The sequence below is a fragment of the Citrobacter farmeri genome (assembly GCF_019048065.1).
Lineage (GTDB): Bacteria > Pseudomonadota > Gammaproteobacteria > Enterobacterales > Enterobacteriaceae > Citrobacter_A > Citrobacter_A farmeri.
Genome location: NZ_CP077291.1, coordinates 4,654,483 through 4,669,337 on the forward strand (window position 1 = coordinate 4,654,483; position 14,855 = coordinate 4,669,337).

13 protein-coding genes are annotated in these 14,855 nt (G+C 54.4%); 7 read left to right on the forward strand and 6 right to left on the reverse strand.

What is annotated here, in order from left to right:
• Positions 1 to 142: 142 nt before the first annotated feature.
• The 5 genes from selB to I6L53_RS22000 all read right to left on the reverse strand — a co-directional run bounded on the left by selB (position 143) and on the right by I6L53_RS22000 (position 5,682).
• The gene (selB, locus tag I6L53_RS21980; protein WP_042323255.1) at positions 143 to 1,990 is read right to left on the reverse strand and encodes a selenocysteine-specific translation elongation factor; all 1,848 of its coding nucleotides are present in this window, start codon (positions 1,988 to 1,990) and stop codon (positions 143 to 145) included.
• A complete protein-coding gene (gene selA / locus I6L53_RS21985) occupies positions 1,987 to 3,378 on the reverse strand; it encodes an L-seryl-tRNA(Sec) selenium transferase (protein ID WP_042323256.1) in 1,392 nt (463 codons plus the stop codon). Before selA ends, selB begins: the two co-directional genes overlap by 4 nt.
• 120 nt (positions 3,379 to 3,498) lie before the next feature.
• Complete coding sequence (locus I6L53_RS21990) at positions 3,499 to 4,107, reverse strand: glutathione S-transferase (protein WP_042323258.1); 609 nt, start codon at positions 4,105 to 4,107, stop codon at positions 3,499 to 3,501.
• A gap of 73 nt (positions 4,108 to 4,180) precedes the next feature.
• A complete protein-coding gene (locus tag I6L53_RS21995) occupies positions 4,181 to 5,317 on the reverse strand; it encodes an HlyD family secretion protein (RefSeq protein ID WP_042323261.1) in 1,137 nt (378 codons plus the stop codon).
• Positions 5,318 to 5,319: 2 nt separating this feature from the next.
• Positions 5,320 to 5,682 (reverse strand): DUF3302 domain-containing protein, encoded by a 363-nt coding sequence (locus I6L53_RS22000; protein WP_042323263.1) that lies wholly within the window; start codon positions 5,680 to 5,682, stop codon positions 5,320 to 5,322.
• A 532-nt stretch (positions 5,683 to 6,214) separates the two neighbouring features.
• On the opposite strand from I6L53_RS22000, the gene mtlA reads away from it, so the two are divergent.
• The 3 genes from mtlA to mtlR all read left to right on the forward strand — a co-directional run bounded on the left by mtlA (position 6,215) and on the right by mtlR (position 9,993).
• Positions 6,215 to 8,128, forward strand: a complete 1,914-nt coding sequence (gene mtlA, locus I6L53_RS22005; RefSeq protein WP_042323265.1) for a PTS mannitol transporter subunit IICBA — start codon at positions 6,215 to 6,217, stop codon at positions 8,126 to 8,128.
• A 129-nt stretch (positions 8,129 to 8,257) separates the two neighbouring features.
• Positions 8,258 to 9,403, forward strand: a complete 1,146-nt coding sequence (gene mtlD / locus I6L53_RS22010) for a mannitol-1-phosphate 5-dehydrogenase (RefSeq protein ID WP_042323267.1) — start codon at positions 8,258 to 8,260, stop codon at positions 9,401 to 9,403.
• The gene (gene mtlR / locus I6L53_RS22015) at positions 9,403 to 9,993 is read left to right on the forward strand and encodes a mannitol operon repressor MtlR (protein WP_042323269.1); all 591 of its coding nucleotides are present in this window, start codon (positions 9,403 to 9,405) and stop codon (positions 9,991 to 9,993) included. The genes mtlD and mtlR overlap by 1 nt, the downstream gene beginning before the upstream one ends.
• A gap of 15 nt (positions 9,994 to 10,008) precedes the next feature.
• On the opposite strand, the gene I6L53_RS22020 is transcribed toward mtlR, so the two are convergent.
• Positions 10,009 to 10,215, reverse strand: a complete 207-nt coding sequence (locus I6L53_RS22020) for a hypothetical protein (RefSeq protein ID WP_042323272.1) — start codon at positions 10,213 to 10,215, stop codon at positions 10,009 to 10,011.
• A 287-nt stretch (positions 10,216 to 10,502) separates the two neighbouring features.
• Between I6L53_RS22020 and I6L53_RS22025 the strand changes: the two genes are divergently transcribed.
• The 4 genes from I6L53_RS22025 to lldD all read left to right on the forward strand — a co-directional run bounded on the left by I6L53_RS22025 (position 10,503) and on the right by lldD (position 14,738).
• On the forward strand, positions 10,503 to 10,865 hold the full coding sequence (locus tag I6L53_RS22025; protein ID WP_042323274.1) for a YibL family ribosome-associated protein: 363 nt from the start codon (positions 10,503 to 10,505) through the stop codon (positions 10,863 to 10,865).
• 257 nt (positions 10,866 to 11,122) lie between these two features.
• Positions 11,123 to 12,778: an L-lactate permease gene (gene lldP, locus I6L53_RS22030; protein ID WP_042323276.1), complete on the forward strand. Its 1,656-nt coding sequence runs from the start codon at positions 11,123 to 11,125 to the stop codon at positions 12,776 to 12,778.
• Positions 12,775 to 13,551, forward strand: a complete 777-nt coding sequence (gene lldR / locus I6L53_RS22035; protein ID WP_042323278.1) for a transcriptional regulator LldR — start codon at positions 12,775 to 12,777, stop codon at positions 13,549 to 13,551. Before lldP ends, lldR begins: the two co-directional genes overlap by 4 nt.
• A complete protein-coding gene (lldD, locus tag I6L53_RS22040; RefSeq protein WP_042323280.1) occupies positions 13,548 to 14,738 on the forward strand; it encodes an FMN-dependent L-lactate dehydrogenase LldD in 1,191 nt (396 codons plus the stop codon). Before lldR ends, lldD begins: the two co-directional genes overlap by 4 nt.
• Positions 14,739 to 14,855 lie beyond the last annotated feature (117 nt).

A 14,855-nucleotide genomic window follows, 5' to 3' on the forward strand; every position in this document is an offset into this window, starting at 1 on the left:
ACGAACCTCTGGAGAAAATATGATCGCAGTAGTTCTTTATTTAAAGAAAAAATAAAAGAGCACATTAGGCTACAAATTAATGGGCTCTTTTCGTTTCAAACTATTTATTGTATCAATTCATTCTTATTTTAAATAAATCGTATTATTCCTTTTCCGGAAATAATAATGCATCACGTAATAGATGATCGTTTCCACGACGACGAGTAAAGCCAATCCGGTCGAAGTATTCCAGAATCTGAATCGCCAGTTTTCGCCCTACGCCCAACCGATCGCGAAAATCTGCTGCGCAGGTTGAGCCTTTCTCCAGATCCAGTTCGCGGATCATGCTGGCGAAAGCCACAATGCGATCGTTACGGTAGTAACGATCTTTTACGATCGCCGTAATCATCCCCTGCTGTGCCGCCTGTCGCAATACCAGACGCATCGTTTGCTCTTCGGTGGCGGTTTCACGGGCGAGATCGCGGACCCACCAGGGTTCGTCGCCAAATAACGGCGCGGCTTTTAGCCAGACAGTCTGCTGTTCGTCAGTAAATCCGGCCTTATGATCCGGCAGATGCAGCCAGCCGTGATGGCTGTGGATATCTCCACTTTCGCGCATCTGTTCAATCAGCAACAGTACCAGCGCTTCATCTTCCATCGGTAGCGCCATGCGGCGCAGGCGTTCGCGCCCCGGGCCTGGCTCATCGCGATGCTGCTCATGGTAAGTCGCCAGCGTGTCGAGAATTTTGCGCTGCCAGCGCGCGGCGACCACTGCATTCAGCAGGCTATAACCTGCCTGAATAAAACCATGCTGGTGAATGAGTGAACGCATGCCGTCGCCATTCAACTGGCGTGCCCACGCAAAGTCAGGCAAATTTACCGCGCCACGTTGCAGATGCACAGCCAGCGCGGCACCGTCATCTTTCGCCGCCGCCAGGGACGCCAGCCATTGCAGATATTCTGGTTTACGTTTACCGCGACGTGGAGGATTAAGCACAACCACCCGCGCCCCGGCAAGCGTCATACGTGCGGAGATATCGCGCAGTACCAGGCGGTCGTTATCTGCCAATAACAACGGCGTATCAAACACCAGTTCCGCCAGATTATCCTCCAGCAGCGAAACACGCCCGGTCACGTGACTGGCCGCATGGTGAATGTGTAGTGGCTGCCACTGCGTAAGTGGAACGTGGCTTTCCAGCGCCACAATCACTCGCGTAAACGGTTCAGGCGGGGCGTCCGAAAGCAACCAGTCACCACGGTTAAGCTGTTCTTTTCCGGCATCGCCGGCGATATTCAGCGCGATACGCTGCCCGGCATGGGCGTGCTCGCTGGCCTGATTTTGTGCGTGAAGTCCGCGCACGCGCACAGACGTATTCACCCCGGTCAGCCACAGCGTATCCCCGACGTTCACTTCACCGCTCAGCGCGGTACCGGTCACCACCAGCCCGGCTCCTTTTACAGTAAAGGCGCGGTCGATAGCCAGTCGGAACGTCTGATTCCTGGCGTGTTCACGGGCGGGCAGTTGCAGCAAATGTTCACGCAACGCGTCAATCCCAAGGCCTTCATTAGCGGCCGTCACAAATAACGTCGCCTGTGCAAAACCATAGTCGCTCAGAACATCCTGCACCTGCTGTTGAACCTCCTGTATCCGCGCATCATCCACACGATCGGCTTTGGTCAGCGCCACCGTCAACGTTGGATTCCCGGTGAGTTGCAGAATCGCCAGGTGTTCGCGCGTTTGCGCCATCACACCATCGTCGCAGGCCACCACCAGCAACGCATGATCGATCCCCCCCACGCCCGCCAGCATGTTTGAGAGAAATTTCTCGTGACCGGGGACATCGATAAAGCCCAGCACGCGCCCGTCCGGCTGCGGCCAGTAGGCATAGCCCAGATCGATGGTCATACCGCGCTTTTTCTCTTCGGGCAGACGGTCGGCATTTACGCCAGTAATGGCCTGCAGCAGCGTCGTTTTCCCGTGGTCAACATGTCCGGCGGTTGCAATAATCATTTCAACAACATCTCCATAAACCGGGTCTCATCTTCCAGACAGCGTAAATCCAGCCACAGACGGCCCTCGTAAATCCGACCGATAACCGGAACCGGCAACTCACGCCAGCGGCTCGCCAGGGCTTCAAGACGGCTTCCGCGACCGTCGTGCGGTGTAAAGGTTAACGCCACGCTGGGAAGCCGATCAACCGGCAAAGAGCCACTGCCGATTTGCGACAGGCAGGGCATCACTTTCACCGCAAACTCGGCGTCGTAGTGCGCCATCAACGGAGTCAGAAGCCGCTCCGCCTGGGCCTGAATGACCTCTTGGCTTCGGGTTAACAAGCGCAGCGTCGGCAGTTTCGCCGCCAGCGCTTCCGGATGAAGATAAAGACGCAATGTCGCTTCCAGAGCCGCAAGGGTCATTTTATCCGCCCGCAGCGCGCGTTTAAGCGGATGACTTTGCAATTGCGCAATCATCGCTTTCTTACCGACGATAATCCCGGCCTGCGGTCCCCCCAACAGCTTGTCGCCCGAGAAGCTCACCAGGCTGACGCCCGCGGCAATCAACTGTTGCGGCATTGGCTCTTTCGGCAGACCATACTGACTCAAATCGACCAGCGAACCGCTGCCGAGATCGGCCACGATCGGAATATCCAGCGCCTGACCAATTTGGGCCAATTCCGTTTCATCAACCGCGTGGGTGAAGCCTTCGATACTGTAATTACTGGTATGCACCTTCATCAGCAGCGCGGTGTTTTCATTCACCGCCTGACGATAGTCTTCGGCATGCGTCCGATTGGTGGTTCCGACTTCACGCAGCGAGCAGCCCGCCTGGCGCATCACATCCGGGATACGAAACGCGCCGCCAATCTCTACCAGTTCACCACGTGAAACCACCACCTCTTTACCGGCGGCAGTGGCGGCCAACATCAACAGCACCGCCGCCGCGTTATTATTCACAATACAGGCATCTTCCGCGCCAGTGATACGGCACAGCAATTCTGCCAGCGCGCGATCGCGATGTCCGCGTCCTGCGCCGTCCAGGTCATACTCCAGCGTCACCGGCGAGCGCATGGCTTGTGCAACCGCCGTGACGGCCTCTTCTGCCTGTAAGGCGCGGCCCAGATTGGTATGTAACACCGTGCCTGTCAGGTTGATAACCGGACGCAGCGCACTCAGGGCCTCCTTTTCCAGCCGACGGTTCACTTCCTGAGCCCAGTCTTCGCCCCACGCAGGCAACGCTTGCGTATCGCGTATTACCTCTCTTGCTTCATCAAGCAGTTGACGGAGCAAGTCAACGACACGGGTATGCCCGTGAGTCTCACGTAGGGTAAGAAATTCACTTTCACGCAATAAGCGATCAATGGCGGGGAGCTGACTGTAGAGCGAACGTGTTTCGGTCGTCATGAAAAGGCCTGGCTGTTGGTGGCCCTCTCCACACCGGAGAGGGAAATCGACATAGAGGGGATTGTAACGTGAGATTGCTCAGACGGACATAATACGCATCAAGCCTTTAGTGAATAGACTTCACGCCTTCGGCGGTTCAGTACGGGCAAAACTTTCGCGCTGGAACAGCGTCTCCACCAGCTTGACCAGGTGGGGTCTGCTCACGCACCAGCCCGGTGAGACGCGACGGAAGTTGAGATAGCCCACCGCGCAGGCAATTGCGATCGTCGCCAGATCGACCGTATCAGGTTTAATCGTCCCGTCCACCAGATACCCTTCCAGCGCATCCAGACTACGATTGATTTTCTCGCGCTGGCGCAACAGTTCAGTCTCAGATTGCTGCGCGGCAGGACGCGCCTGTTCGCGCACCGATACCAGACCGGCGTCCATGATCCCATCGGCCAGCGCCTCAAGCTGTCGGACTTTCAGCGAGGCCAGCGGTTCACGAGGCAGCATCGCTGGCGCAATATCCAGCCGTTCAATGTATTCCGCGATAATCGGCGAATCGAACCAGTACTCTCCATCGTCAGTTACCAGCGCCGGTACTTTTCCTAACGGGTTATACTGCGCCACACCGTTTTCCGCGTTGTAGGGCAGTTCATTAACAAATTCGAAAGTGATGCCTTTTTCCAGCAGCAGGATCGAAATTTTACGTACAAACGGGCTGGTGTAGCTACCAATGAGTTTCATGATCAGTCCTTTTTCGCCAACACAAAACAATGAGTATGGCTCACGCAGCGGGAAAAGGCAGGTGACAAAGTTCTCAATGATCCAAATAAAGGTAGTGCATCCAGCTGGTCATGCGCAGCAACACCTTGCGCATCACCGAAACATGGGCGAAATGGTCAGAATAGACCGCCACCTGCGCGTAGATGCCGTCGGGCAACGCATCCACATCGGCATTCGGCTCCAGTTCAATCGTCGCCAGGACGCCATCGGTCCCGGGCACCACCGTCAGGGATTGTAGTGCGCCCTGAGCCTGATACGAACCGCCCGGCACCACGGGCAATATGCTGGTCAACTTACCGTGAAAAACCTGCCCTGGCAGCGCGTTAAACACCACCTCAGCGTCATCACCGGGTTCAAGACGAAGCAGAGAGTTTTGCCGGAACTGAGCGACAATTTGCCGTTTTTGTTCAGGGATAAAGACCATCACCGGCCGCAACGGCAGCGCTGCGGCATACGTACCGGGTCGGATCAGCACCTGGGTGACATAACCGTTGCTGGGTGCACGAATAAGGGTCTGATCAAGGTTGTACTTAGCCTCTGTCAGTTGCGCCCGCAGGCTGACAATCTGCGACTGTTCGCCGTTGACCATGCTGTCTAACTGGCTTTGTATTTGCGCTTGCTCAGCCACAGAACCTTTTACCAGCGCATCCTGCGCCAGATAGTTTTGCCGCGCCGTATCAATATCGCTTTCCGAGAAGGGATTCACCTTCGCCTGACTGCCTTTCAGGTAACGCTGATAATCTTTGTACAACCGATCGCGTTCCGCAGAGACTCGCGTCGTATTGGCCTGCGCTTCGGCCAGTTGGGCTTTAAGGGTCTGGATGTTGTGCGTTGCCGTCACCAGATCGGCCTGTAATCTGTCCACGCGCGCCTGATAGCGAACCGGGTCGAGTTTAAACAGCACTTCACCCTTTTTAATCAGTTGGTTATTTTTATCCGTTACCTCGCTGACAATCCCGGTAACCTGCGGCGTAATGGGAATGGAAATAACGGCTTTTTGCGCAGTAAAGGTGTACGGGTGGTTGTAGTTCATTAACAGGATCAGGCCGCTGACCAGAAATACGCCACCTAATGCCGCCGTAGCCAAAGTCCATTGATTCACCGGAATACGGAATAGTTTGAAGACCGCCCACGCCAGTGCCACATAGGTCAATACAATCAACAGATCCATGATTAGATCTCCGGAAAGGTCGTCTCATCAGCCGTTTTAGCCCCGGCCAGTTTTTTTTCGAGTTGTGTAATACGCGCGGATAACGCCGCAATCTCCGGATCGGTTTCTTGCCCCGCAGGCGCGGCATGAGACTGCATACCCCAGCCGCGCTCTGGCTGGTATAACGTTGCCCAAATCCACAAAAACGGCCAGATCACGTGGAGCGTAAACAGGCTGACCCAGCCTGCGGTATGTATCGCATCAGCATGCGGATGGTTACGTTTTTTCGCGATGAGATAGGGAATGTCATGAATGGCGATGATGCCGTAAAAGATCACCAGGAAAACGAAGACCAGCACTCCCAACGCGAAATAATTTAGAAACATATCTGCCTCGGCTTCACGCTAATCAGAGTTTTTAGTGCAGGCAGCCGAAAGCAAACTGGCTGATGATTTGAACATAATTCGAGTTATGCATTTCCGCCATCACGCCAAAGATTATTTTTCACGCTACCTGGTTACTTAATGACATACGGCGACATCACGGAGGGAAGAATCTGCTCAGGATCACATCAGGGCAAAGCCAGTTGAAAATTTCTTGTGATTGAGATCACAAACACTCAACAAATCAGCAAATATAAAACGTGAAATACATCACAAATTAATGCCACTAATGGGTTAAAACTAAGGTTTGTTGTTTTTTTACGCAGCAATTTTGTGATGAAAATCACGTCATTCACCGCCCTACCCCCTATATTAATGTGATGCAAATCACATTAAAGGTCGCCGACTGGACAGTTTAACGATTCAGTGCCAGATTTCGCAGTATCTACAGGGTCCGGCTACCTCTGCCGCTACATTAACAAAACCTCGGGCTTTCAGCCTGCGCGTCAGCAAACACATAAGAAGGGGTGTTTTTATGTCATCCGATATTAAGATCAAGGTGCAAAGCTTTGGTCGATTCCTCAGCAATATGGTGATGCCAAATATCGGCGCGTTTATCGCGTGGGGTATTATCACCGCACTATTTATTCCGACAGGGTGGTTGCCAAACGAAACGCTGGCAAAACTGGTCGGCCCAATGATCACCTATCTCCTGCCGCTGCTTATCGGTTATACCGGCGGTAGACTGGTCGGCGGCGAACGTGGTGGCGTGGTTGGTGCAATCACCACCATGGGCGTTATCGTCGGCGCAGATATGCCAATGTTCCTCGGCGCGATGATCGCCGGTCCGCTGGGTGGCTGGGCAATCAAACATTTTGATAGTTGGGTAGACGGTAAGATCAAATCCGGTTTTGAGATGCTGGTGAATAACTTCTCCGCTGGCATCATCGGTATGATCCTCGCCATTCTGGCATTCCTCGGCATTGGTCCGGCGGTTGAAGTTCTGTCAAAAGTGCTGGCTGCGGGCGTTAACTTCATGGTTGTCCATGAGATGCTACCGCTGGCATCTATCTTCGTTGAACCGGCAAAAATCCTGTTCCTGAACAACGCCATTAACCACGGTATCTTCTCACCGCTGGGTATTCAGCAGTCCCATGAGATGGGTAAATCCATCTTCTTCCTGATTGAAGCCAACCCGGGTCCAGGGATGGGTGTTCTGCTGGCGTATATGTTCTTTGGTCGCGGTAGCGCTAAACAGTCTGCAGGCGGCGCGGCAATCATCCACTTCCTGGGGGGTATCCACGAAATTTACTTCCCGTATGTCCTGATGAACCCGCGTCTGATCCTCGCGGTTATCCTCGGCGGTATGACTGGCGTGTTCACGCTGACTATCCTGAACGGTGGTCTGGTTTCTCCAGCATCTCCGGGGTCTATCCTGGCCGTGCTGGCGATGACGCCAAAAGGGGCTTATTTTGCTAACATCGCGGCAATCTGTGCGGCAATGGCGGTTTCCTTCATTATCTCTGCCATTCTGCTGAAAACCAGCAAAGTGAAAGAAGACGATGACATTGAAGCGGCGACCCGTCGTATGCACGACATGAAAGCAGAATCTAAAGGCGGTACCCCGCTGTCTGCTGGCGATGTCACTAACGACCTGAGCCACGTACGTAAAATCATCGTTGCCTGTGATGCCGGTATGGGTTCCAGTGCAATGGGTGCCGGCGTACTGCGTAAGAAAGTGCAGGATGCAGGTCTGAGCCAAATCTCAGTCACCAACAGCGCAATTAACAATCTGCCGCCGGATGTTGACCTGGTCATCACCCACCGCGATCTGACTGAACGTGCGATGCGTCAGGTTCCGCAGGCGCAGCATATTTCGCTGACTAACTTCCTCGACAGCGGCCTGTACTCCAGCCTGACCGAGCGTCTGGTTGCCGCTCAGCGCCACACTGACAACGAAGTGAAAGTTCGTGACAGCCTGAAAGACAGCTTTGATGAAGGGGATAACAACCTGTTCAAACTGGGGGCGGAGAACATCTTCCTCGGTCGCACCGCGGCGACCAAAGAAGAAGCGATTCGCTTCGCCGGTGAGCAACTGGTGAAAGGTGGTTACGTTGAGCCAGAATATGTCGATGCGATGCTGGAACGTGAAAAACTGACCCCAACCTATCTGGGTGAGTCTATCGCTGTTCCACATGGCACGGTTGAAGCGAAAGACCGCGTACTGAAAACCGGCGTTGTGTTCTGCCAGTACCCGCAAGGCGTTCGCTTCGGCGAAGAAGAAGACGACATCGCCCGTCTGGTGATCGGTATCGCAGCCCGTAACAACGAGCACATTCAGGTGATTACCAGCCTGACCAACGCGCTGGATGATGAATCTGTCATTGAACGCCTGGCTAACACCACCAGCGTGGATGAAGTGCTGGCGCTGTTGGCGGGTCGTCAGTAAACCCCGTAGCCCGATGGCGCTGTGCTTATCGGGCCAACAAAATCCTCTCCCTTGTGGAGAGGGTTTGGGTGAGGGCCTCCTCCCTCACCCCAGCCCTCTCGGGTAAAAACATTAATGAAGGTTAATACTATGAAAGCATTACATTTTGGCGCAGGTAATATCGGTCGTGGCTTTATCGGCAAACTGCTGGCGGACGCGGGGATACAACTGACATTCGCTGATGTAAATCAGGTCGTGCTCGATGCCCTGAATGCCCGTCATAGCTACCAGGTTCATGTCGTGGGTGAAAATGAGCAGGTGGATACCGTGACTGGCGTCAACGCGGTAAGCAGCATTGGCGATGAGGTTGTTGAGCTGATCGCGCAGGTTGACCTGGTCACCACCGCAGTGGGCCCGGTGGTGCTGGAGCGCATCGCTCCGGCCATCGCCAAAGGTCTGGTCAAACGCAAAGCGCAAGGGATCGCCGCCCCGCTCAATATCATCGCCTGTGAAAACATGGTACGGGGCACCACCCAACTGAAAGGCCATGTGATGAACGCACTGGCAGAAGACGACAAAGCCTGGGTTGAAGCCCATGTTGGTTTCGTAGATTCCGCCGTTGACCGCATCGTGCCGCCTTCTGCCTCTGCCACCCACGATCCGTTGGAAGTAACCGTCGAAACCTTCAGCGAGTGGATCGTCGACAAGACCCAGTTCAAAGGCGAGCTGCCGAACATCCCAGGAATGGAATTAACTGATAACCTGATGGCATTTGTCGAACGTAAACTCTTCACGCTGAACACCGGGCATGCTATAACCGCGTACCTCGGGAAATTGACCGGTCATCAGACCATCCGTGACGCGATTCTCGACGAGAAAATTCGCACAGTGGTCAAAGGGGCGATGGAAGAGAGCGGCGCGGTGCTGATCAAACGCTATGGTTTTGATGCAGGGAAACATGCGGCGTACATTCAGAAAATCCTTGGTCGTTTTGAAAACCCGTATCTGAAAGATGACGTTGAGCGCGTTGGCCGCCAGCCGCTGCGTAAACTGAGCGCGGGCGACCGTTTGATCAAGCCGCTGCTGGGTACGCTGGAATACCATCTGCCGCATGCTAACCTGGTCAAAGGGATTGCAGCCGCGATGCACTTCCGTAGTGAAGACGATCCGCAGGCGCAGGAGCTGGCTGCGCTGATCGCCGAGAAAGGCCCACAGGCTGCGCTTGCACAGATTTCCGGACTGGATATCAACAGCGATGTCGTTGCCGAGGCCGTAAGCGCATATAACGCAAAGTAATGCTGCAAAAACTGGCGCAGGCCCCCCTGCGCCTGATTAATAGATTGTCAGATATGCAGGCAATAATGGAACAAACCCAGGCCTTTGAAAATCGTGTGCTTGAGCGTCTGAATGCTGGCAAAACCGTACGGAGCTTCCTGATCACCGCCGTGGAGTTACTCACCGAGGCGGTCAATATTCTGGTGCTTCAGGTGTTTCGCAAAGATGACTACGCCGTAAAGTACGCTGTAGAACCGTTACTCGACGGCGACGGACCGCTGGGCGATCTGTCTGTGCGTCTGAAACTGATCTACGGTCTGGGCGTACTGAGTCGTCCTGAGTATGAAGATGCAGAACTGCTGATGGCGATGCGTGAAGAGATGAATCATGACGGCAATGAGTATGCCTTTACGGATGATGAAATTCTCGGACCGTTTGCAGAACTCCATTGCGTCGTCGCGTTGCCGCCACCACCACAGTTTGATGCCGCCGACCCCAGCTTGTATGCAATGCAAGTCCAGCGCTACCAGCAAGCGGTGCGCTCGACGATGGTTCTCTCCCTGACTGAGCTGATTTCTAAAATCAGCTTAAAAAAAGCCTTCCAGAAGTAAGCCTCTCCCTGCCTGCTACTCCTTTTCCTGCACTGGCTGATACAAGCGCCGATAATAATTCAGTCGTTGCAGGTACATCTGCGCATTTTCTGCAGGCACTTCGCTCGGGACGGTATCACGCTCAGGCATTTTAGTCAGATACTCTTTAAACGCCTGACTTGAGGCCATAAAATCCACCGCTTTATCAATCAGAAGTGGAACGTTATCACCTATTTTCGCCATGTTATATCCTCCATGCATTCCCGCCGGGATTAAGCGTGACGGTCAATTTTAGTGTAGGATCGTCCTCGTTATGACATTAAGGAAAACGTGCTTAATCCTTCAGCAGCAAATTATCTCTTACATGATCCTGTTATCGTCTAAAATTCTTAATTAATCAGTCCATTAGGAAAATACTTAGCAACTGAATACTCGCGGCATTTGATTATTCTCATCCCATTAGTTGTGAATAAACCCGCTCTGCGCGCATACTATAGGCTATTCATCTTATTTCTATCAGAAGCCATCCCATGAAAGAAGTCGAAAAAAACGAAATCAAACGTCTGAGCGATCGCCTTGACGCCATCCGCCACCAGCAGGCCGATCTGTCTCTGGTTGAAGCCGCCGATAAATATGCCGAGCTGGAAAAAGAGAAAGCCACGCTGGAAGCAGAAATCGCCCGTCTGCGTGACGTTCACAGTCAGAAACTGAGCAAAGAAGCGCAAAAACTGATGAACCTGCCGTACCGCCGCGCGATCACCAAAAAAGAGCAGGCCGATATGGGCAAGCTGAAGAAAAGCGTACGGGGTCTGGTGGTGGTTCACCCAATGACGGCCCTGGGTCGTGAAATGGGCCTGAAAGAAATGACCGGATTCGCAAAGACCGAGTTTTGATTTTATACCGGGCAGCGCGTCCGCTGCCCGGTCCCTCCTTAATTGGCCCTACCAATACCCTCCTGTTACGACCACTGGTTCACAATTCATTAATTTGAGCCTACACTGTCGTTGCCAATAAATAACATTTGATTAACTATTCGTTGTCATTATCCCTACACAACAATATTGGCAGGACCACTTTTACACATAATGTGACGAAAAGATGAGCACAGACTCATTGCATTATTGTGCGTGTGGCCCTCAGGAGACCTGCAATGAATCTCTGGCAACAAAACTACGATCCGGCCGGTAACATCTGGCTTTCCAGTCTGATCGCATCGCTCCCGATTCTGTTCTTCTTTTTCGCGCTGATTAAGCTCAAGCTGAAAGGCTATGTTGCCGCCTCGTGGACGGTGGTTATTGCGCTGACCGTGGCGCTGCTGTTCTACAAAATGCCGGTCGATCATGCGCTGGCCTCGGTGGTGTACGGTTTCTTCTACGGTCTGTGGCCGATTGCCTGGATCATTATCGCCGCTGTGTTTGTCTACAAAATCTCGGTAAAAACAGGGCAGTTCGACATCATCCGTTCATCCATTCTGTCGATTACCCCTGACCAGCGTTTACAGATGCTGATCGTCGGTTTCTCATTTGGCGCTTTCCTCGAAGGAGCAGCAGGATTTGGCGCACCGGTCGCCATCACTGCCGCACTGTTGGTGGGGCTCGGCTTTAACCCGCTGTATGCCGCCGGGCTGTGTCTAATTGTCAATACCGCACCCGTGGCGTTTGGCGCGATGGGGATCCCGATTCTGGTCGCCGGCCAGGTTACCGGGCTGGACAGCTTTGAAATCGGCCAGATGGTCGGTCGTCAGTTACCGTTCCTGACGATTATCGTATTGTTCTGGATCATGGCGATTATGGACGGCTGGCGCGGCGTGAAAGAGACGTGGCCTGCGGTGATGGTGGCTGGCGGGTCGTTTGCTATCGCCCAGTACCTCAGTTCAAACTTTATCGGCCCGGAACTGCCGGACATCATCTCCTCGCTGGTATCGCTGGTCTGTCTGACCCTGTTCCTGAAACGCTGGCAGCCGGTGCGCATCTTCCGTTTTGGTGACATGGGCGCATCGCTGGTCGATCAGACACTGGCACGCACGAACTATACCTCCGGGCAGGTCGTTCGCGCCTGGTCGCCATTCCTGTTCCTGACGGCCACGGTGACCCTCTGGAGTGTTCCGCCGTTTAAAGCCCTGTTCGCCCCCGGTGGCGCGTTGTACGACTGGGTGATTAACATACCGGTCCCATTCCTCGACAAACTGGTTGCCCGCATGCCGCCCGTGGTGCACGAAGCCACCGCCTATGCGGCCGTGTATAAATTTGACTGGTTCTCTGCGACCGGCACCGCGATCCTGTTCGCTGCCCTGCTGTCCATCGTCTGGCTGAAGATGAAGCCTTCCGCCGCCATTCAGACATTCGGCAGTACGCTTAAAGAACTGGCGCTACCGATCTACTCCATTGGGATGGTATTGGCCTTTGCGTTTATCTCCAACTATTCCGGGCTCTCTTCGACGCTGGCGTTAGCGCTGGCGCACACGGGCAGCGCATTTACCTTCTTCTCGCCGTTCCTCGGTTGGTTGGGGGTGTTCCTGACCGGTTCCGATACCTCTTCTAACGCGCTGTTTGCCGCCCTGCAGGCCACCGCCGCACAGCAAATCGGCGTGTCCGATGTACTGATGGTGGCAGCAAATACCACCGGCGGCGTCACCGGCAAAATGATTTCGCCGCAGTCTATCGCCATCGCCTGTGCGGCGGTCGGACTGGTCGGCAAAGAGTCGGATTTGTTCCGTTTTACCGTCAAACACAGCCTGATTTTCACCTGCATGGTGGGCGTGATCACCACGCTTCAGGCTTACGTCTTAACCTGGATGATTCCATGATAGTGATGCCCAGACGCCTGTCGGACGAGATTGCCTCTCGTGTGCGGGCGCTGATTGAAGAACAACAGCTGGAAGCGGGCATGAAACTGCCCGCTGAGCGTCAGCTAGCGGTACAACTTGGTGTCTCGCGCAACTCACTGCGCGAGGCGCTGGCGAAGCTCGTCAGTGAAGGCGTGCTGCTCAGCCGTCGCGGCGGCGGCACATTTATCCGCTGGCAGCATGAAGAGTGGTCTGAACAAAACATTGTTCAACCGCTGAAAACCCTGATGGCCGACGATCCGGATTACAGTTTCGATATCCTCGAAGCCCGACACGCCATCGAAGCCAGCACGGCCTGGCATGCGGCGATGCGCGCCACTACCGCCGACAAAGAGAAAATCAAACTCTGCTTTGACGCCACGCTCAGCGAAGATCCGGATCTCGCCTCTCAGGCCGACGTCCGATTTCATCTGGCTATCGCCGAAGCCTCACACAATGTGGTGCTGTTACAAACGATGCGCGGGTTCTTCGACGTACTGCACTCATCGGTGAAGCAGAGCCGACAGCGCATGTATCTCGTTCCGCCTGTCTTTTCCCGGCTAACGGAGCAACACCAGGCGGTACTGGATGCCATTCTCGCGGGCGACGCCGACGGCGCGCGCAAGGCAATGATGGCGCACCTCAGTTTCGTCCATACCACCATTAAACAATTCGATGAAGACCAGGCCCGCCAGGCGCGAATTACCCGCCTGCCCGGCGACCACAATGAAAATTCCAGGGAGAACAAAGCATGATTATTTCAGCCGCCAGCGATTATCGCGCCGCAGCCCAGCGCATTCTGCCCCCGTTCCTGTTCCACTACATCGATGGCGGAGCGTATGCGGAACACACCCTGCGTCGTAATGTAGAAGACTTATCGGACGTGGCACTACGCCAGCGCGTGCTGAAGAACATGTCTGACTTAAGTCTGGAAACCACACTGTTTAAAGAAAAACTGTCGATGCCGGTGGCTCTGGCTCCGGTCGGCTTGTGCGGCATGTATGCCCGTCGCGGCGAAGTGCAAGCCGCTGCGGCAGCCGATGCGAAAGGGATCCCGTTTACCCTTTCCACCGTCTCTGTGTGTCCGATTGAAGAAGTCGCACCAACCCTTAACCGTCCGATGTGGTTCCAGTTGTATGTTCTGCGTGACCGTGGATTCATGCGTAATGCGCTGGAACGTGCAAAAGCGGCGGGCTGCTCAACGCTGGTCTTCACGGTCGATATGCCAACACCAGGCGCACGCTATCGTGATGCCCACTCCGGGATGAGTGGGCCGAATGCCGCTCTGCGTCGCTACTGGCAGGCGGTTACGCATCCGCAGTGGGCCTGGGATGTCGGCCTGAATGGTCGTCCGCACGATCTCGGCAATATCTCCACTTACCTCGGCAAACCAACCGGGTTGGAAGATTACATCGGCTGGCTGGCAAACAACTTTGATCCATCGATTTCATGGAAGGACCTTGAGTGGATCCGGGAATTCTGGGACGGTCCAATGGTGATCAAAGGGATCCTTGATCCGGAAGACGCCCGTGATGCGGTTCGTTTTGGTGCCGATGGGATTGTGGTCTCTAACCACGGTGGCCGTCAGTTAGACGGCGTGCTCTCTTCTGCCCGCGCCCTGCCCGCCATTGCCGACGCGGTGAAAGGTGACATCGCCATCCTGGCGGACAGCGGCATCCGCAACGGGCTGGACGTGGTACGTATGATTGCGCTGGGTGCTGATACCGTCCTGCTGGGCCGTGCGTATCTGTACGCGCTGGCGACAGCGGGTCAGGCCGGTGTGGCCAATCTGCTGAATCTGATCGAGAAAGAGATGAAGGTTGCTATGACGCTGACCGGCGCGAAATCCATTAACGAAATCAGCCGTGATTCTCTGGTGCAGGAGCTGGGCAAGAGTCTACCCGCCGCGCTGGCTCCGCTTGCCCGTGGCGATGCCGCCTGATCCTGACCTCGCATAACCTCTGCCGCTATAGGGTCGGTCTGTTTTTTCAGCCCGACCCTTTTTTATGAAAAATTAACGCTTGGTTAACAATTACGACCAGTTTATTTGACAAGCTTT